The organism is Geodermatophilus sp. URMC 61, assembly GCF_052931555.1.
In genome coordinates this window covers 3,953,960-3,972,038 of the sequence record NZ_JBRFHZ010000002.1, presented here as the reverse complement: position 1 = coordinate 3,972,038, position 18,079 = coordinate 3,953,960, and the positions used below count along the sequence as shown (strand labels likewise).

Genomic DNA, 18,079 nt, shown 5'->3' with positions numbered 1-18,079 from the left:
GAACGTCCGGCTCAGCGGTGCTGGCGGCGGCTGCCCCCGTGCCAGTCCTCCTCGAGCCCCGCCTCGCCCGGGCGCACGCCGAACGCCGGCAGCTGCGGCCGCTCCCGCAGGCTGCGCTTGAGCTCGGCGAAGCCCGGGAACCCGGCGAGGCCGACGACGTGGTCCCACAGCTCGACGGCCCCGGCGGGGTCGGGCAGCCGGCTGATCACCGGGCCGAAGAAGGCGGTGCCGCCGGGCGGGCGGAAGTGCAGGATCGGCGTCCCGACGTCCTTGCCGGTGAGCCGCAGGGCGACGTCGGTCTCCTCCTGGATCTCGACGTCCCACGACGCGTCGTCGACGGCGGCCGCGAGGTCGGCCGGCAGCCCGGCCTCGCCGAGCACCTGCTCGAGGAAGGGCCGGCTGGTGGCGCGCTCCGGCGGGGGCCGGCCGGCCGGGTCCTCGAACACGTGCCGGCCGAGGGCGGCGTACAGCGGGTCGAGCGCCTGCGCGCCGTGCTCGGCGCGGGCTCGCGCGGCGACCCGGAGGAGGTGCAACCCGGCGGTGTGGCCGGCCTCGTACTCGGGCGGGAACTGCGCGTCGTAGTCGACATGCCGGTTGAGCAGCCGCAGCGAGATCAGCCGCCACTCGACCAGGTACTCGCGCTGCTCCGCGACCATCCGCACCCACTTGCTGGTCATCCACGCGAAGGGACAGGTGGGGTCGAACCAGAAGTGCAGGTCGGCGTCACTCACCGGTGCAGGACCTCCTCGATCACGTGCCGCACCTCGGGGGCGTCGGGCTGGGTCGTGGGCCGGAAGCGGGCCGCCACCTCACCCTCGGGGGTGACCAACCACTTCTCGAAGTTCCACTGGACGTCGCCGGCCGCCCCGGAGACGTCCGGCGCCTGCGTGAGCCGCTGGAACAGCGGGTGCGCGCCCGGGCCGTTGACCTCGAGCTTCTCGGTCATCGGGAAGGTGACGCCGTACGTCGCCGAGCAGAACCCGGCGATCTCCGCAGGCACGCCCGGCTCCTGGCCGCCGAACTGGTTGCACGGCACGCCGACGACGGTCAGGCCCCGCCCGCCGTACTGCTGCTGCAGCGCCTCGAGCTGGGTGTACTGCGGGGTCAGGCCGCAGCGGCTGGCGACGTTGACGACGAGGGCGGCACCACCGCCGGTGAGGTCCCGGAGGGTGGTCGGCTCGCCCTGCAGGGTGGTCAGCGGGGTGTCGAGCAGGTCGTCGGCCACCGTGCGGGGTCCTTCCGTGGTGGGGCAACGGGGGCGGCCCCGTGCAGGGTCCCGCCGCGAGCGTGCGAGGGGTGGGGGGCACGGGGGTCCTTTCCTCAGTCCAGGCCGCTGAGGTCGTCGGGGACGTCGACCGCGTGCTGGCGTAGCGCCTCGATCGGGACGACCTCGAGGGCCCTCGCGTTGGTGGCCGCCAGGACGACGCCGGCTGCCGCACCGGCCTGGTAGGCCTGCAGCCACCGCGCGGCCACCACGCACCAGCGGTCGCCGGGGCGCAGACCGGGGAAGCCGTACTCCGGCCGCGGAGTGGTGAGGTCGTTGCCCAGGGCTCGCTGCAGGTCCAGGAAGTCCGCCGAGACGACGGTGCAGACGGTGTGGCTGCCCAGGTCCTCCGGGCCGCTGCTGCAGATGCCAGTGCGGTAGAAGCCGGTCAGCGGCTCGGTGCCGCACGGTTGCAGCGGCCCGCCGAGCACGTTGCGCTCGACCTCGCCCTGCGGCTCGCTCATGGGTCCCCATCCTCCCGCCGGACGCCGGTCCGCGCCCCTCGGTACCGGCGCCGGCGCGGTGTGCGCACCCGCCGTCGTCTCGACGGCCGTGCCATCCCGGTGTCTGCACACCCGACGGCACCGCGCCGGGCCGCCGGGGTGGCAAGGTGCTGGTGTGAGCGCTGACACGTCGACCGGCCCCGAGGTCCTCTGGAGTCCCTCCCCCGAGTCGATGCGGGCCACCCAGCTCGCCCGCTTCGCCGGCTGGGTGGCGCAGCGGCGCGGGCTCGACCTCGGCGACCCTCCGGACTACGACGCCATCTGGCGCTGGTCGGTCGAGCACCTCGACCAGTTCTGGGCCGACTTCGCCGAGTGGAGCGGCGTGCTCCCCGGTGTCCCCGACAACCGGGTCCTCACCCGGTGGGAGATGCCGGGCGCGGTCTGGTTCCCCGACACGACGGTCAACTACGCCGAGCACGCGCTGCGGTCGGCGACCGACGAGCACCCGGCGCTGATCGCCGTCGCCGAGGACACCGAACCGGTCGAGACCTCGTGGTCCGAGCTGCGCGGTCAGGTCGGTGCCTTCGCCGCCACGTTGCGCCGCCTCGGCGTGCGGCGCGGCGACCGTGTCGCCGGCTACCTGCCCAACGTGCCCGAGGCGGTCGTGGCCTTCCTCGGCGCGGCCTCGATCGGCGCGGTGTGGGCCTCCTGTGCGCCGGACTTCGGCACCCGCGCCGTCCTGGACCGCTTCGCCCAGATCGAGCCGAGGGTCCTGGTCGCCGTCGACGGGTACCGGTTCAACGGCAAGGAGTACGACCGGCGGGACGTCGTCACCGAGCTCCGGGGGGCGCTGCCCGGTCTCCTGGCCACGATCGCCGTCCCCCGGCTCCTCCCGGACGAGGTGCCCGAGGGCGCGATGCGCTGGGGCGAGGCGGTGGCCGAGCCGCAGCACCCGGTCTTCGAGCAGCTGCCCTTCGACCACCCGCTGTGGATCCTCTACTCCTCGGGCACGACCGGCCTGCCGAAGGGGATCGTGCACGGCCACGGCGGCATCGTGCTGGAGCAGCGCAAGTGGGGGGCGCTGCACTACGACGTCCGCCCGGGCGACCGCTTCTACTGGTACACGTCGACGGCCTGGATGATGTGGAACGTCGTCGTGTCGGCGCTGCTGTCCGGTGCCACAGCCGTGCTGCACGACGGTGCGCCGGCCCACCCCGACATCGACGCCCAGTTCGCCCTGGCCGCCCGGGTCGGGACGACCCACCTGGGCACCGGCGCCGGCTACCTGACCGCGTGCCAGCGGGCCGGCACCCGGCCCGGGGACCGCTACGACCTCTCCGCCCTGCGCGTGCTGGGCTCCACGGGGTCGCCCCTCCCGGCCGCGGCCTACCACTGGGTGTACGAGGCCGTCGGCTCCGACCTCCAGCTGAGCTCGGCGTCCGGCGGGACCGACGTCGCCACCGGGTTCGTCGGCAGCTCGCCCCTGCTGCCCGTCACCGCCGGGGAGCTGCAGCGCCCGATGCTCGGCGTCGCCGCGGCCGCCTGGGACGAGCAGGGGCGGCCGGTCGTCGGTGAGCTCGGCGAGCTGGTCATCACCGAGCCCATGCCCTCGATGCCCCTGTACTTCTGGAACGACCCCGACGGGTCGCGCTACCGGGAGACCTACTTCGAGCCCTGGCCCGGCATCTGGCGGCACGGCGACTGGATGGAGGTCACCGAGCGCGGCACCTGCATCATCACCGGACGATCGGACTCCACCCTCAACCGCGGCGGCGTCCGCATGGGGACGGCGGACATCTACGCCGCCGTGGAGTCGATCCCCGAGGTCGTCGACTGCGTCGTCCTCGGGGTGGAGCAGCGCGACGGCGGTTACTGGATGCCGCTGTTCGTCAAGCTGGCGGACGGCGCGGAGCTGACCGACGAGCTCGTCGACCGCATCAAGGCCGCGATCCGCCGCCAGGCCAGCCCCCGGCACGTGCCCGACGAGGTCCTCGTCGTCCCCGCCGTGCCGCACACCCGCACCGGCAAGCGGTTGGAGGTACCGCTCAAGCGGCTGTTCCAGGGCGTCGACCCGGCCAAGGCGCTCAACGTCGGCGCCGTCGACGACCCCGCGGCGGTCGAGCACTACGTCGCCCTGGCGCGGGAGCGCGGCGTCCGCTGACGTCAGCGCCGGAACAGCCCGCGCAGCACCGCCCACTGCAGCAGCATGATCGTCTTCGCGTCGGCGATGCGGCCGTCGTCGACCATGGCCAGCGCCTCGTCGACGTCCAGCTCGAGCACCTCGATGTCCTCGCCCTCCTCGGGGAGCCCGCCCCCGGCCGACACCCGGTCGGTCGGGGTGTAGGGCGCGGCGAAGAAGGAGATCCGCTCGGTCACCGACCCCGGGCTCATGAAGACGTCGAACACGTGCTCGAGGGTCCCGACCGCCACACCGAGCTCCTCGGCGGCCTCCCGGCGGATCGCGGAGGCGGGGTCCTGGTCGTCGAGCAACCCGGCGGCGGCCTCGACGAGCATCCCGTCGGGGGAGCCGTTGACGTAAGCGGGGAGGCGGAACTGCCGGGTGAGCAGCACCGCCCGCCGCGCCGTGTCGTAGGGCAGCAGGGTGGCGCCGTTGCCGCGGTCGTGGGTCTCGCGCTGCTCGGTGCGCCAGGCGCCGTCCCGTCCGCGCCGCTCGAACGTCGTCCGCCGGTTGACGTACCAGCTGCTGGACAGCAGCTCCACGTCGCGGACGACGACGTCCGGGTTGCCGGCGAGGTCCCGGCCCACCTGGTCCAGCCCGGTCCGGCCCCGGGAGTCGGGGACGTCGACGCCCGGGACGCCCACGGTGGTCACCGCGCCACCGCCGGCACCTCGTCGACGCTGGTGTAGACCGCGGCACCCCGGGCGCGGGCCAGGGCGACCATCTCGTCGGACCCCGTCGAGGCGCCCGGCAGGCGCAGGACGGCGTCCACCCGGGCCACCAGCCGCCGTCCCATCGGGTGGAACACCTCGTCGAACGCGGCGTCGCCCACGCGCGTCGACCCGGCCAGCTCTGCCAGCGGGAGCGCGAGGTCCTCCCCGTTGACGGCGAGGTGGCCGGCCCGGAAGAGCTCCAGGCAGGCGCGCTGGATCGCCCGGTGGTTGGCCGCGATGCGGTCGGGGTCGTCGCCGGTGCCCCCGCGGTAGGGGCCGGCAACCAGGATCATCAGCGGTTCCGTCACGGTCATGCGCACAGCACCTCCACGCCGGCGTTCTCGAGGGCGGCGAGGGTGTCCTGCGCCGCAGGGGTGAGCTGGGGGTCGCGGGCGCTGCGGTCCGTGACCAGCCGGCCGACCGCGTCGAGCGGGGCGACCGAGGCGAAGGCGCGGACGCCCAGCTTCGAGGCGTCGGCCACGACCAGGTTGCTGCGGGCCTGCTGCAGCGCGACCTGCTTGACCGCGGCGTCCTCGAGCGTGAACTCCGACCAGCCGGCCTCGGCGCTGACCGCCCCGATCGACATGACGAACAGGTCGAAGGTGAGCTGCCGCAGCACCGCGGCGGTGAGCGGCCCGGCCAGGCTGCGCTCGCCCGGCCGGGACTCCCCGCCCACGACCAGCAGCCGGACGCCGGGCCGGTCGGCCAGGGCGTCGGCCACGGGCAGGCTGAGGACGGCGACGGTGAACGGACCCTCGCCGGCGGCGGCGCGGTCGGCCAGCGCCCGGGCGACGTGCACCGTCGTCGTCCCGGCGTCGAGCAGGACGGTCGCGCCCGGCTCGACCAGCGCGGCGGCGGCTCGGCCGATCCGGTCCTTGAGGCCCGCCTGCCAGCCGGCGCGGGCGGCGAACCCGGCGGCGCTCGCCGGCTCCGCCACGGCGACCGCGCCGCCGCGCACCCGCTCGACCAGGCCGCGCGCCTGCAGGGCGTCGAGGTCGCGGCGCACCGTCATCTCGGAGACGCCCAACCGGGACGCGAGGTCGGCCAGCGACGCCCGGCCGGCGTTGCGGACGAGACGCAGCGTCACGTCCAGGCGGTCGGTCACGGCGACATTCCTACCAGAGTTGTGTGAGATCTGTGAAGTCCTTGTGAGAAGAGTCTGGTCGATGGGCCCTCGGTCGTGCCCGCGCCGGAGAAACCACGCGCGGCGGTCGGACCCCGCCGGGCACCATGGGGTGCGCCGACCACGGGGGCGGCGCGGAGAGCTCGGGGGATCACGATGGCCGGCCTGCCGAGGGCCCTGCAGCCGCTGCGGCACCGCGCCTACCGGTTGCTCGCCGCCTCGCTCGGCCTGTCGCTGCTGGCCAACGGCTGCTGGGCGGTCGCGGTCATCTGGCAGGTCGTCGCCCTCGGCGGTGGTCCCGCGGAGGTCTCGCTGGTCAGCGGGCTGACGTTCACCGGCACGCTCGCCGTCGCCCTGCTCGGCGGAGTGCTCGCCGACCGGGTGCCGCAGCGGCACATCCTGCTCGCGGTGGCGCTGATGCAGGCCGTCCCGGTCGCCGGGGTGGCGGCGCTCTCGCTGGCCGGCGCGGTGCCGCTCTGGCTGCTCGCCGCCGTCGGGCTGCTCGGGGGCGTCGGGATGGGGCTGTACTACCCGGCGTACTCGGCGCTGGTCCCGGCGCTGCTGCCGGAGGACGAGCTGCTGGGGGCCAATGGTCTCGAGGGCGTGATGCGGCCGGTGCTGCACCAGGTCGCCGGCCCGGCCGCCGCGGGGCTGCTCGTCGCCGCGCTGTCGCCGGGGGTCGCGCTGCTGGTCACCGCCGCGGCCGCCACCGGCGCGGCCCTGTGCGTGGCGGCCCTGCCGGTCACCCGCGTGCGCCGCGAGCCGGCCGCCGTCCCGGTGCACCCGCTGCGGGCCGTGGTCGCCGACCTGAGTGAGGGCTTCGCCTACATGGTCCGCACGCCCTGGCTGCTGGCCACGCTGCTGTACGCCTCGCTGATGCTGCTGGTGTTCCTGGGGCCGTTCGAGGTGCTGGCACCCTTCGCCATCCGCGACCGCGCCGACAGCGGGCCGACGGGGCACGCCCTCGTGCTCACCGCGTTCGGGGTCGGCGGCGCGCTGGGCTCGCTGCTGATCTCCTCGCGCCCGCTGCCGCGCCGCTACCTGACGGTGATGAACCTGCTGTGGGGCCTGGGCTGCGTGCCGGTCGCCGTCTTCGGCCTGACCACCCAGCTGTGGGTCATGGTGGCCGCCGGGCTGCTGACCGGGGCCACGTTCCAGAGCGGCATGGTCATCTGGGGCACGCTGCTGCAGCGGCGGGTGCCGCCGGCGCTGCTCGGCCGGGTCTCCAGCCTCGACTTCCTCGTGTCGGGCGCCTTCATGCCGCTGTCGATGGCGCTGGCCGGCCCGGTGAGCGAGTGGATCGGCCTGACCGCCGTGTTCCTCGTCGCCGGCCTGGTGCCGCTGGTGCTCGCCGTGGTCGCCGTCCTCGGCGCGCGCATGCCGGCCGACGAGCTGGCCCACCCGCTGGACCGCCGTCCCGCTGCGGAGCCGGTCGTCACCCCGGCCTGAGCGCCGGTCGGCGACGGGCGTCGACGAACGCTCGGTCCTCCTCGGCCGCGGAGCCACGGTGCGGGACCGGCCCGCACGCGCCACCGAACGACGTACACTGTACGGAGTTCGTTCCCACCCCAGGAGGCACCCGTGCGCATCACCGCCACCGCCGTCTCGCTGAACGTCGACGACGTCCCCGCCAGCAGCGCCTTCCTCGTCCGCCACTTCGGGTTCCGCGAGGAGATGGCGGCCGACGGCTTCGCCTCGCTGACCCGCGAGGACGCCGGCGTCAACGTGGCCTTCCTCCGCCGCGGCCTGCCCACGCTGCCGGCCGACCAGCGCGACGTGGCCGCCGCCGGGCTGATCCTCGCCTTCGTCGTCGACGACCTGGAGGGCGAGCTGCGCCGGCTCCAGGACGAGGGCGTGGCGATCACCATGCCGCTGACCGTCGAGGAGTGGGGCGAGCGCGCCTTCCAGGTGCGCGACCCCAACGGCGTGATCGTGCAGCTGGTCGACTGGAAGGCGTGAGGCCCCCTGCCCCCACCACTCGCAGGCTCGCGGTGGGGCCCTGCAGGGGCCGGGACCTGGCGGGAGCCAGGCCGGGGCCGCTAGGGCACGGGCTGGCGCCGGCCGGCCAGCGCCCGGTCGACGGCCTCGGCGGAGAGCACCTCCTCGAGTGCCAGCCGGGCCGCGCCGACGACGCCCGCCCGGTCGCCGAGGGCGCTGGCCACCACGCGCAGGCCCCGGGCGGCCTGCGGCTGCGTGCGCTGGTACAGCCGCTCGCACACGGCGCCGACGAAGTGGTTCTGGACCAGCGCCAGGTCACCGCCCAGGGCCAGCACGCGCGGGTTGAGCAGGCTCACGGCGGTCGCCAGGACGTCGCCGATGACCAGCCCCGCCTCCCGGACCAGTCGGGTGGCCTCGGCGTGGCCGCTCGAGGCCAGCTCGACGACCGACCGGCTGTCCGGGACGTCCTCCCCCTGCTCCCGGAGCGCCCGGGCCAGCGCCCGCCCGCTCGCCGACGCGGCCAGGCAACCCCGCGCCCCGCAGACGCAGAGCGGACCGTCGTCGGCACTGGTGATCCGCACGTGCCCGATGTCGCCCTCGGCGCCGTCCGCGCCGCGGAGCAGCCGGCCGTCGACGACGACGCCCGCGCCGATACCGGTGGCGACCTTGACGAACAGCAGGGGCGAGAAGCCCGGCCACTCGCTGTGGTGCTCGGCCAGGGCCATGGCGTTGGCGTCGTTGTCGACCACGCAGACGACGCCGAACCGCTGCTCCAGGAGGTCGCGCAGCGGGTGGCCGTGCCATCCGGGCAGGACGGGCGTGTGGTGCACGATCCGTCCGGTCGCGACGTCCACCGGCCCCGGCACGCTGACCCCCAGGCCCAGGACCCGGCCGGCGACCACCCCCGAGGCGTCCAGCAGCTCCCGCCAGCGCTGCTCGACCCACCGGAGCACCGGCTCGGGACCGTCGGCCAGCCGGACCTCGTGGACCGCCTCGGCCAGCGGGCGCCCGGACAGGTCGCACAGGGCGAGGGTGGCGTGCGCGGCGCCGAGGTCGGCGGCCAGCACCACCCCACCCGACCCGTCCAGGCTGAGCACGTGCGAGGGCCGGCCGCGGACGGAGGCCTCCTTGCCGGACTCGCGCAGGTACCCGGCGTCGACCAGGAGGTCGACGCGGGCGGCGACGGTCGAGCGGGACAGCCCGGTGAGCTCGATCAGGTCCCCACGCGTGCGAGCCCGCCCCCGGCGGATCAGTTCGAGCAGCTGCCCGGCGCGATCACCCAGTTCCTCACCCCTTCTCGGCGCCGGCGGTCAGGCCGCCGGTGAGAAGCCTCTCGGTGGCGAAGAACAGTACGACGATCGGCACCGTCAGGATCACCGATCCGGCCATGAGTGCGGTCGTGGGGATCTCGATGCTGCCCGCGAACTGGGACAGGCCCAGGGAGACCGTCCACCGCGACCGGCCGTCCACCAGGAACAGCGGGGCGAACAGGAACTCGTTCCACGCGATCGTGAAGACGAACAGGGCGTTGGAGAGGATCGCCGGCATCGCCAGCGGCAGGGTGATCCGCCGCATGATCGTGGACCGGTCGGCACCGTCGACCGCGGCGGCCTCCTCGATGCTGGCCGGCACGGTCTGGAAGTAGTTCCGGAGCATGGAGATGGCGACCGCGACGGTCTGCGACACGTTGACCAGCACGAGCGCCGGCAGGGCGCCGCGCAGCCCGACCCGGGTGAAGAACACGGACAGCGGGACGGCGAGCAGGATGCTGGGGAACAGGCGGGCTCCCCGCCTCGCTGCCTCCGGAGTCGCCGCCACCGCAGGCGGCGAGCAGGACCGCCGCTCCGATCGTGGCGACCGAGGCCCTGACCCGTCGCTCCATCGCGCTCTCCAGCGCCCCCGGGGTCGCCGGCGCCATCGCCGGACTCCGGACGGTAGCGGTGCGCCTGTGACCTGGGCCACGACGGAATTGTGCCGACGCGGCACACATAAAGCGCCGACGGTCACGGATAAACTGGTCGCGTCCGTGCTGATCCGACCCCGACGTGGTGGCGGGGGTGTGGCGTGAGACTCGCCGTCCAGGAGCAGTTGCTGCCCGGGACCACGCTGCAGGCCAAGTGGGACGTCGCCCTGGCCTGGGGGTTCGACGCCATCGAGCTGCGGGGCGCCGGCGGTCATACGCTCCGCAGGCGGCTGCCGGAGCTGCGGGCGGCCCAGCGGGACGGCGTGGTGATGCCCACGGTCTGCGTGGACATGGACCACTTCATCGGTGACTTCGATCCGGGACGCCGTGCCGACGCGTTGGCCAACATGGCCACCCAGCTCGCGGTCGTCGGCGCGCTCGGCGGCGTGGGCGCGGTCACGCCCGCGTCGTGGGGGATGTTCTCCCGGCGGCTGCCCCCGTTCATCCCGCCCCGCTCGGCCGAGGGTGACCGCGAGGTGCTGCTCGAGGCGCTGTGCCGGCTGGGTGAGGTCGCCGCCCGGGAGGGCGTGCTCCTCCTGCTCGAGCCGCTCAACCGCTACGAGGACCACATGGTCAACACCCTGGCGCAGGCGGCGGAGCTGGCGAGGGCGACGGGGCTGGCCGCCGTGCAGGTGTGCGCGGACACGTACCACATGAACATCGAGGAGGCCGATCCGCTGGCGGCGCTGCGGGAGGACGCCGACCGCCTCGGCCACGTGCAGGTCTCCGACAGCAACCGCCTCGAACCCGGCGCCGGCCACCTCGACTGGGCCCCGCTGCTGCGGTGCCTGGAGGCCATCGGCTACGGCGGCCACCTCGCGTTCGAGTGCCGGCTGTCCGGCGACCCCGCCCGGGTGCTGCCCCGCGCGACGGCGATGCTGAGGTCGGCGCTGCGGGCGGCGGCGTGAGCGCCGTCAGCGACCTCCCGGTCCGGCGAGACGCCCAGGTCGTGGCGGGTGCCGCAGCGGTCCTGCGGGCGAACGACACCGGGGTGATGGTCCGGGCCGCCCCGCACCTCTACCCGCACCAGTGGAGCTGGGACGCCGCCTTCGTGTCGGTCGGCCTGGCCCACCTCGACCCGGGCCGGGCCTGCGCCGAGCTCGACCACCTGTTCACCGGACAGTGGCGCACCGGCATGCTCCCGCACATCGTCTTCGACCCCGCCGAGACGGACTACTTCCCCGGGCCGGACCGCTGGGGATGTGCCGAGGTCACCGACGACGCGCCGGTGGCCCCCCGGACCAGCGGGATCTGCCAGCCGCCCGTCCACGCCCTGGCGGTCGAGCGCATCGTGGCCCTCGCCGAGCGTCGGAGCGCCGCGGCCGGGGCGCGCGTCCGAGCCTGGCTGCCCGGGGCCTACCGGCGGCTGCTGGCCTGGCACCGCTACCTAGTGCGCGAACGCGACCCGCTGCGCACCGGACTGCTCACCATCCACCACGGCTGGGAGAGCGGGATGGACAACTCCCCGCGGTGGGACGAGCCGTACTCCCGCGTCGCCGTCCTCCCCGACCTCCCGCCGTACCGGCGCCGGGACACCCGGGTCGTCCGCGACGCCGCCCAGCGCCCGACCCGGCTCGAGTACGACCGCTACCTCAGCGGCGTCGAGGAGCTGAGACGGGCCGGCTACGACGACGCCCGGATCCGCGCGACCGGCGGCTTCCTCGTCACCGACGTCCTCGCCTCCGCGGTGTTCGCGGCGGCGAGCGAGGCACTGGCCGGGATCGCCCGGTCCCTCGGGGCCGGCGAGGTCGCCGAGCTGGAGGAGCACGCCGAGCGCTTCCGGGCCGGCGTCGCGGACAGCGTCGACGCCGGGCTGGGACTCGCGCTGGACACCGACCTGCGGACCGGCGCGCCGCTGCGCGCGGAGACGGTGGCCGGGTTCGCCCCGCTGCTCTGCGGCGGCCTGGGGACGGCGACCGAGCGGGAGATGGTGGCGCTGCTGCGGTCCGAGCGCTGGACGGGGCACCCCGGGCTGCGGCACGCCGTCCTGCCGAGCACCAGCCCCGCGTCCCCGGCCTTCCACCCCCGGGCGTACTGGCGCGGCCCGACCTGGCCGGTGGTCGACTGGTTCGTCGTCTGGATGCTGGAGCGGCGCGGCCGGGCGGACGTCGCCGGACCGCTGCGCCGGGCGGTGCTCGACGAGCTGGCCGAGGGCTCCTTCGCCGAGTACCACGAGCCGTTCACCGGCGAGCCGCTCGGCAGCGCCGCCCAGTCCTGGACCGCAGCGGCGGCACTGGACCTGCTGCTCGGCTGAGAGAGGGTCCCCTCCTCGCACCAGCACGGGAGTTCAGCGCACGCGCAGCACCCGGGCCTCCCACGGCCGCAGGACGGCGGGGTCGCCCTCGCCCAGGTTGCCCAGCACCACCTGGGCGCCGACCGCCTCGGGCAACAGCTCGCCCAGCGGGTGGACCGAGGAGCCGAGGTTGCAGACGACCAGCAGCGTCTCGCCGTCCAGGCTGCGGGTGAAGGCGTACACCTCCTCGTGCTCGGGCAGCAGCATGGTGAAGTCGCCGAGCGCGACCACCGGGTCGTCGTGCCGCAGCGCGATGAGGCGCCGGTGGTGGGCGAGGACCGAGGTCGGGTCGGCGCGCTGGGCCTCGGCGTTCCACTCGACGTGGTCGGGGTTGACCGCGATCCACGGCGTCCCGGTGGTGAAGCCGGCGTTCGGCGAGTCGTCCCACTGCACCGGCGTCCGCGCGTTGTCCCGGCTCATCCGGCGCAGCGCGGCCAGCACCGTCTCCGGGTCCTCGCCGTGCGCGACCGCCTGCGCGAAGTGGTTGAGCGACTCGACGTCCCGGAAGTCGTCGATGTCGTCGAACGGGGCGTTGGCCATCCCCAGTTCCTCGCCCTGGTAGACGTAGGGCGTCCCGCGGTGCAGGTGCAGCAGGGTGGCCAGGCAGGTCGCGGAGTCCCGCCGGTACCGGGGCGAGTCGTCGCCGAAGCGCGAGACCGCCCGCGGCTGGTCGTGGTTGTCCCAGTAGAGGGAGTTCCAGCCGACGTCGGCCAGCCCCGCCTGCCAGCGGCCGAACGAGGCCTTGAGGTCGCGCATCCGCAGGGGTCTGGGCCGCCACTTGGACTCGTCGAAGTCCAGCCCGACGTGCTCGAACTGGAACACCATGTCCACCTCGGCCCGTGCGGGGTCGGTGAACAGCCGCGCCTGCTCCACCGTCACCCCCGGCATCTCCCCGACCAGGAGCAGCTGCTCGGTGTGCCCCGCGAACACCTCGCGGTGCATCTCCTGCAGGAACTCGTGGATCCGCGGCCCGCACAGGTAGGACGCCGACCCGTCGCCGTAGGGCAGCCCGGGCAGCGGGGGTCCGTCCCGCAGCGAGCCGTCCGGGGCGACGGCCTTGCTGATCATGTTGATGACGTCCATGCGGAAGCCGTCGACGCCGCGGTCGAGCCAGGCGCGCATCATCGCGTACACCGCCCGGCGGACCTCCGGGTTCTCCCAGTTCAGGTCCGGCTGCTCCCGCGCGAACAGGTGCAGGTAGTACTCGCCGCAGGCCTCGTCGAGCTCCCAGGTCGACCCGGAGAAGAAGGAGTGCCAGTTGGTCGGCTCGGCGCCGGGTTGCCCGGCCGCCATCCCCTCCCGCGGCGGCCGCCACCAGTACCAGTCGCGCTTCGGTGAGGAACGGGACGCTCTGCTCTCCTCGAACCACGGGTGCTGGTCGCTGGTGTGGTTGACCACCAGGTCCATCACCAGCTTCATCCCGCGCGCGTGCAGGGCGCCGATCAGCTCGTCGAGCTGCGCGAGCGAGCCGAACAGCGGGTCGACGTCGGTGTAGTCGCTGATGTCGTAGCCGTTGTCGGCCTGGGGCGAGGGGTAGATCGGCGAGAGCCAGACGACGTCGACGCCCAGGTCGGCGAGGTGGTCGATGCGCTGCAGGATCCCGCCGAGGTCACCGATCCCGTCGCCGTCGGAGTCCTGGAACGAGCGCGGGTAGACCTGGTAGACGACGGCGCGGGTCCACCACGGGGGCTGCTCGACGGGCACGACCTCCACCCCAGCACGGCGCGGTGCGCCGCGCACCCGCTCGGCGCTACGGTCCGACCGTGCCTCCCGGTGTCGTGCTCGTGACCGGCGGGAGCCGCGGGATCGGCGCGGCGACCGCGCGTGCCGCGGCGGCCGCCGGGTGGTCGGTCGCCCTCACCTACCGGGACGACGAGGCCGCGGCCGCCGCCGTCGTGACCGGCATCGAGGCTGCCGGCGGGACCGCGTGCGCCGTGCGCGCCGACGTCTCGGTCGAGGACGACGTCCTGGCCGCCTTCGCCGCCGCCGAGGGCCTGGGCCCGGTGACCGGGCTGGTGGCCAACGCCGGCATCGTGGGCCCGAAGGCGCGGGTCGACGAGCTGACCGCCGAGCGGGTGCAGCGGTTGCTGGCCGTCAACGTGCTCGGGGCCGTCCTGTGCTGCCGGGAGGCGGTGCGGCGGATGTCCACCCGCCACGGCGGGTCCGGCGGGTCGGTCGTGCTGGTCTCCTCGGTCGCCAGCCGGCTGGGATCGCCCGGCGAGTACGTCGACTACGCGGCCAGCAAGGGCGCCGTCGACACGCTGGGGGTCGGCCTGGCCCGCGAGGTGGCCGGCGAGGGGATCCGGGTCAACGTCGTGCGGCCCGGGATCGTCGAGACCGGGATCCACGCCAGCGGCGGCCAGCCCGACCGGGTCGCGCGGCTGGGGCCGACGGTGCCGATGGGCCGGGCCGGTCGCGCGGAGGAGGTCGCCGACGCCGTCCTGTGGCTGCTCGGGGACGGCGCGGGCTACTGCACCGGCAGCGTGCTCGACGTCACCGGCGGCCGCTGAACGGGCGGTGCGTCAGCTCTCCGGCATGGTGTGGTGCACCGCCTCGACGTTGTTGCCGTCGGGGTCCCGGAAGAAGACGCCGTAGTAGCCCGGGTGGTACTCCGGCCACACGCGCGGCTCGTGCAGCACCTCGGCGCCCTGCTCGCGGGCCAGGGCGAAGACCTGGTCCACCGCCTCCCGGGAGGGGGCACGCAGGGCCAGGTGCACCGGGCGCTCGGTGCCCTCCGCCAGCGGGCTGAGCCACAGCTGAGGGTGGCCGTCGGGCCCGCACATCCCCACCACCGGGCCGGCCGGTGTCTCGAACCGCATCGCCTCGCGCAGGCCCGCCGGGGCGAAGACCGTCGTGTAGAACGACACGGCGGCCGGGACGTCGGCGGCCTGCAGCCCCAGGTGGTCGATCACGCCGCCGGACCGTAGCCCGCCCGGCGACCCGGTGGAACCGCTGTTTGGATGGGGGACGACCGTCGGGATCCCACCCGGCACCGACCCCAGGAGAAGCCGATGGCCCAGCCCACCCGCCCCGACGTCGAGCCGCCGACCGGCCCCGCGCCCGACGACCTGGTGATCGAGGACGTCACCGTCGGCGACGGCCCCGAGGCGAAGGCCGGTGACCTGGTCAGCGCCCACTACGTCGGGGTCACCCACGACGGCGGCGAGCAGTTCGACGCCTCCTGGGACCGCGGCGACCCGCTGGAGTTCCGGCTCGGCGTCGGCATGGTCATCCAGGGCTGGGACGAGGGCATCCAGGGGATGCGGGTCGGCGGACGGCGCCGGCTGACCATCCCGCCGCACAAGGCCTACGGCGACCGCGGCGCCGGCGGGGTCATCAAACCCGGCGCGACGCTCGTCTTCGTCGTCGACCTCGTCGGGGTGCGGTAGCGGGTCAGGCGGGGTCGTCCTCGGCGACGTGGGGTCGTGGTACCGGTCGTCCGGCGACGCGCCGACACCTGGACGTCCGGTGTTCGTGTCCCGCGCTCGTTGGGCACCACGGTTTCGTGACGCAACCGGCCCCGACCACCCGCCACGCCCTCGCCGAGGACGCCGCGGAGGGCGGTGGCGGCGAGTCGACCGGCACCGTCGTCGTCGCGGGGCTCGCGAACCTGGGCATCGCCGTCGCCAAGCTCGTCGGCGGTCTGATCAGCCACTCCTCCGCGATGCTGTCGGAGGCGGCGCACTCGCTCGCCGACACGATCACGGAGGTGCTGCTGTTCGTCGCGCTCAAGCGCGGCACCAGGGCACCCGATGCGCGGCACCCGGTCGGCTACGGCCGCGAGACCTACTTCTGGGCGTTGCTCGCCTGCCTGGCCACCTTCACCCTCGGCGCCGGGTTCTCCTTCTACCAGGGCGTGGAGACCATCCTCGAGGGCGAGGAGCAGGGCTCCCCCCTGGTGGCCTACATCGTCCTGGCGGTCTCGTTCGTCCTCGAGGGGGCGTCCTGGCTCAAGGCCGTCCGGCAGGTGCGCGGTGCCGCGCGGAAGTGGGGGACGACGCCTCGGCGCTACCTCGCCGAGACCACCGACACCACGGTCAAGGCGGTCACCTTCGAGGACAGCGCCGCCCTCGTCGGTCTGGTCCTCGCCGCGCTCGGCCTGTTCCTCGAGCAGGTCACCGGCGACCCGGTGTGGGACGGCCTCGCCGCCATCCTCATCGGCGTGCTGCTGCTCCTGGTGGCCGGGTCGCTGGCGCGGGCCAACGTCTCGCTGCTCATCGGCCAGTCGATCCCGCGCCGGCTGCAGGACCAGCTGCGGGCCGAGATCGCCGGCCTCCCGCAGGTCGACGACGTGCCGGTCCTGCTCACCACGGTGATCGGCCCCGGGCAGCTCGCCGTCATGGCCAAGGTCGACTTCGCCGACACCGCGACCGTCGCCGACATCGAGCGGGCCTCCGACGAGGCCGAGCGCCGACTGGTCGCCCGGCACGGGGGCGTGCGGTTCGTCTTCCTCGACCCCACACCCGGGGACGGCCGGGCGCGGGCGGGGGCGCACCGGCCGGAATGAGCCGCACCGGCGTGCGGTTGGGGCGGTCCGTGCGCATCGAGGTCTGGTCCGACGTCGTCTGTCCGTGGTGCTACATCGGCAAGCGCCGGCTGGAGGCCGCGCTCGAGCGGTTCCTGCACCGCGACGACGTCGAGGTCGTCTGGCGGTCCTTCCAGCTCGACCCGGGCATCCCCGAGGGCGAGACCCACGAGACCCTCCCCGCGCTGGCCGCGAAGCTCGGCCGCCCGGTCGAGGACGTGCACGGGATGATGCGGCACGTCGAGGAGACCGCCGCCGGTGAGGGCCTGCACTACGACCTGGCGAGCGGTGTCAGCGGCAACACGCTGCTGGCCCACGAGCTCGTCCACCTGGCTGCCGGGCGCGGCCTGCAGGGTGCGGTCAAGGAGCGCCTGCTGCACGCGCACTTCGCGGAGGGACGCTCGGTCTTCGACGTCGACTCCCTCGCCGCGCTCGCGGTGGAGGTGGGCCTGGACGAGGCCGAGGTGCGCACCGCGCTCGCCGACCACCGGTACCGGCCCGCCGTCCTCGACGACATCCGCACCGCGCGCGAGCTGGGCGCGACCGGCGTCCCGTTCTTCGTCGTCGACCGCAGGTACGGGGCCGCCGGCGCCCAGCCCACCGAGCTGCTGCTGCAGGTGCTGGACCGGGCGTGGGCCGACGCCCACCCGGCGGTCGCCCGGTCCTAGACCACCAGGTCGGCCGCGGCGCGCAGCGCCCGCTCGGCGTCCGCGGCCAGCTGCCGGACGACGTCGGCCGCGGGCCGTTCCCCGGTGACCAGCCCGACCGACTCCCCGGCGTAGAGCGGGGCGGCGGAGAGGTCGCCGGTGCTGCGGGCCTCGACCACCCGCCGGGCGGCCTCGGGGTCGCGGGCCAGCTCGGCCTCCCGGCCGTGCCACTGGCGGCTGAAGTCGTTGGCCACCGCGCGCCCCGGCCACCGCTCGGGCCAGGCCAGCCCCTGCGCCACGTCGAAGGCGTGGGTCAGGACGGTGTCCTCACCCGCGGCCGCACACACGCGGGCGCGGGCGGCGGGGGAGTTGAGCGCCTCGGGGCAGGCCAGCAGCGGGGTGCCGATCCAGACACCGGCGGCGCCGGCGACCAGCGCCGCGGCCATCCCCGCGCCGGTCGCGATGCCCCCGGCCGCCAGCACGGGGCGGTCGGCCAGGGTCAGCACCTCCTGCAACAGCGGCAGCGTGGCCCGGGAGCCGGTGTGCCCGCCGGCCTCGGTGCCCTGGGCGACGAGCAGGTCGACGCCGGCGGCGCGGGCGCGCCGGACGTCGTCGACGGTGTTCACCTGGGTGGCGACGGCGATGCCCGCGTCGTGCAGCGGGCCGACGGTGGGTGCGGGATCACCGAAGGAGACCGACACCAGCGCCGGGCGGGCGGCGATGGCCGCGTCGAGCAGTTCGGGGCGCTCGGCCAGCGCCCACACCATGAGGCCGATGCCGAACGGCAGGCCGTCGTCCGCCGGGATGGCGGCCTGCTCGGCGACGAAGTCGGGTGTCGCGGCGTTGCCGACGCCGATCATCCCCAGCCCCCCGCCGAGGGAGACGGCGCGGGCGAGCGCACCGCCGGCCACACCGGCCATCGGGGCGCCGACGACCGGTGCGGCCAGGTCGAACATGCGAGTCAGCGGTGTGCGGATCACGCCGCCCATGC

Annotated in this window: 20 protein-coding genes and 1 pseudogene; 9 read left to right on the top strand and 12 right to left on the bottom strand. The window is 74.9% G+C overall.

The features are described 5' to 3' along the window. Nucleotides 1-11: 11 nt before the first annotated feature. The 3 genes from ACU610_RS18595 to ACU610_RS18585 all read right to left on the bottom strand — a co-directional run bounded on the left by ACU610_RS18595 (nt 12) and on the right by ACU610_RS18585 (nt 1,728). Complete coding sequence (locus tag ACU610_RS18595; RefSeq protein ID WP_446769176.1) at nt 12-731, bottom strand: mycothiol-dependent nitroreductase Rv2466c family protein; 720 nt, start codon at nt 729-731, stop codon at nt 12-14. Next, nucleotides 728-1,225, bottom strand: coding sequence for a glutathione peroxidase (locus ACU610_RS18590; RefSeq protein ID WP_446769175.1), 498 nt, complete (start codon nt 1,223-1,225; stop codon nt 728-730). Before ACU610_RS18590 ends, ACU610_RS18595 begins: the two co-directional genes overlap by 4 nt. Nucleotides 1,226-1,320: 95 nt before the next feature. After that, nucleotides 1,321-1,728, bottom strand: a complete 408-nt coding sequence (locus ACU610_RS18585) for a DUF2237 family protein (protein WP_446769174.1) — start codon at nt 1,726-1,728, stop codon at nt 1,321-1,323. Between the two features lie 154 nt (nt 1,729-1,882). Here ACU610_RS18585 and ACU610_RS18580 point away from each other — a divergent pair, with 154 nt between their 5' ends. Next, nucleotides 1,883-3,868 (top strand): acetoacetate--CoA ligase, encoded by a 1,986-nt coding sequence (locus ACU610_RS18580; RefSeq protein WP_446769173.1) that lies wholly within the window; start codon nt 1,883-1,885, stop codon nt 3,866-3,868. Between the two features lie 2 nt (nt 3,869-3,870). On the opposite strand, the gene ACU610_RS18575 is transcribed toward ACU610_RS18580, so the two are convergent. From ACU610_RS18575 to ACU610_RS18565, 3 genes are read right to left on the bottom strand one after another with little or no spacing between them, the layout of a single operon-like run. Further along, nucleotides 3,871-4,539: an NUDIX domain-containing protein gene (locus ACU610_RS18575; RefSeq protein ID WP_446769172.1), complete on the bottom strand. Its 669-nt coding sequence runs from the start codon at nt 4,537-4,539 to the stop codon at nt 3,871-3,873. Next, complete coding sequence (locus ACU610_RS18570; RefSeq protein WP_446769171.1) at nt 4,536-4,913, bottom strand: DUF4406 domain-containing protein; 378 nt, start codon at nt 4,911-4,913, stop codon at nt 4,536-4,538. Before ACU610_RS18570 ends, ACU610_RS18575 begins: the two co-directional genes overlap by 4 nt. After that, on the bottom strand, nt 4,910-5,704 hold the full coding sequence (locus ACU610_RS18565) for a DeoR/GlpR family DNA-binding transcription regulator (protein ID WP_446769170.1): 795 nt from the start codon (nt 5,702-5,704) through the stop codon (nt 4,910-4,912). The genes ACU610_RS18570 and ACU610_RS18565 overlap by 4 nt, the downstream gene beginning before the upstream one ends. 174 nt (nt 5,705-5,878) lie before the next feature. Here ACU610_RS18565 and ACU610_RS18560 point away from each other — a divergent pair, with 174 nt between their 5' ends. Together ACU610_RS18560 and ACU610_RS18555 are read left to right on the top strand one after the other, a co-directional pair. After that, complete coding sequence (locus tag ACU610_RS18560) at nt 5,879-7,171, top strand: MFS transporter (RefSeq protein ID WP_446769169.1); 1,293 nt, start codon at nt 5,879-5,881, stop codon at nt 7,169-7,171. A 132-nt stretch (nt 7,172-7,303) separates the two neighbouring features. After that, the gene (locus ACU610_RS18555; protein WP_446769168.1) at nt 7,304-7,681 is read left to right on the top strand and encodes a VOC family protein; all 378 of its coding nucleotides are present in this window, start codon (nt 7,304-7,306) and stop codon (nt 7,679-7,681) included. 80 nt (nt 7,682-7,761) lie between these two features. Here the strand turns inward: ACU610_RS18555 and ACU610_RS18550 are convergent, their stop codons facing one another. The 3 genes and pseudogenes from ACU610_RS18550 to ACU610_RS18540 form a co-directional block, all read right to left on the bottom strand. Then, a complete protein-coding gene (locus ACU610_RS18550) occupies nt 7,762-8,757 on the bottom strand; it encodes an ROK family protein (protein WP_446769167.1) in 996 nt (331 codons plus the stop codon). A 51-nt stretch (nt 8,758-8,808) separates the two neighbouring features. Continuing rightward, a pseudogene (locus tag ACU610_RS18545) lies at nt 8,809-8,943 on the bottom strand (winged helix-turn-helix transcriptional regulator); the annotation flags it as partial. Nucleotides 8,944-8,947: 4 nt separating this feature from the next. Next, nucleotides 8,948-9,478, bottom strand: a complete 531-nt coding sequence (locus tag ACU610_RS18540) for a carbohydrate ABC transporter permease (RefSeq protein ID WP_446769166.1) — start codon at nt 9,476-9,478, stop codon at nt 8,948-8,950. Nucleotides 9,479-9,724: 246 nt separating this feature from the next. On the opposite strand from ACU610_RS18540, the gene ACU610_RS18535 reads away from it, so the two are divergent. Next, entirely contained in the window at nt 9,725-10,531 is an 807-nt protein-coding gene (locus ACU610_RS18535) for a sugar phosphate isomerase/epimerase family protein (protein ID WP_446769165.1), read from the top strand. After that, on the top strand, nt 10,528-11,877 hold the full coding sequence (gene ggh, locus ACU610_RS18530; protein ID WP_446769164.1) for a glucosylglycerate hydrolase: 1,350 nt from the start codon (nt 10,528-10,530) through the stop codon (nt 11,875-11,877). The genes ACU610_RS18535 and ggh overlap by 4 nt, the downstream gene beginning before the upstream one ends. Nucleotides 11,878-11,910: 33 nt before the next feature. Here ggh and ACU610_RS18525 read toward each other — a convergent pair whose 3' ends face one another. Next, complete coding sequence (locus tag ACU610_RS18525) at nt 11,911-13,620, bottom strand: glycoside hydrolase family 13 protein (RefSeq protein ID WP_446769163.1); 1,710 nt, start codon at nt 13,618-13,620, stop codon at nt 11,911-11,913. A gap of 59 nt (nt 13,621-13,679) precedes the next feature. Between ACU610_RS18525 and ACU610_RS18520 the strand changes: the two genes are divergently transcribed. After that, nucleotides 13,680-14,426, top strand: a complete 747-nt coding sequence (locus ACU610_RS18520) for an SDR family oxidoreductase (RefSeq protein ID WP_446769162.1) — start codon at nt 13,680-13,682, stop codon at nt 14,424-14,426. A 12-nt stretch (nt 14,427-14,438) separates the two neighbouring features. Here ACU610_RS18520 and ACU610_RS18515 read toward each other — a convergent pair whose 3' ends face one another. Continuing rightward, a complete protein-coding gene (locus ACU610_RS18515) occupies nt 14,439-14,828 on the bottom strand; it encodes a VOC family protein (protein ID WP_446769161.1) in 390 nt (129 codons plus the stop codon). A 99-nt stretch (nt 14,829-14,927) separates the two neighbouring features. Here ACU610_RS18515 and ACU610_RS18510 point away from each other — a divergent pair, with 99 nt between their 5' ends. The 3 genes from ACU610_RS18510 (at nt 14,928) to ACU610_RS18500 (ending at nt 17,109) form a co-directional block, all read left to right on the top strand. Then, nucleotides 14,928-15,305: an FKBP-type peptidyl-prolyl cis-trans isomerase gene (locus ACU610_RS18510; protein WP_446769160.1), complete on the top strand. Its 378-nt coding sequence runs from the start codon at nt 14,928-14,930 to the stop codon at nt 15,303-15,305. 116 nt (nt 15,306-15,421) lie between these two features. Then, the gene (locus ACU610_RS18505) at nt 15,422-16,423 is read left to right on the top strand and encodes a cation diffusion facilitator family transporter (protein ID WP_446769159.1); all 1,002 of its coding nucleotides are present in this window, start codon (nt 15,422-15,424) and stop codon (nt 16,421-16,423) included. Nucleotides 16,424-16,434: 11 nt separating this feature from the next. Further along, nucleotides 16,435-17,109, top strand: coding sequence for a DsbA family oxidoreductase (locus tag ACU610_RS18500; RefSeq protein ID WP_446769158.1), 675 nt, complete (start codon nt 16,435-16,437; stop codon nt 17,107-17,109). Here ACU610_RS18500 and ACU610_RS18495 read toward each other — a convergent pair. Beyond that, a complete protein-coding gene (locus tag ACU610_RS18495) occupies nt 17,106-18,068 on the bottom strand; it encodes an NAD(P)H-dependent flavin oxidoreductase (RefSeq protein WP_446769157.1) in 963 nt (320 codons plus the stop codon). The two genes, ACU610_RS18500 and ACU610_RS18495, sit on opposite strands and share 4 nt — an antisense overlap. Nucleotides 18,069-18,079 lie beyond the last annotated feature (11 nt).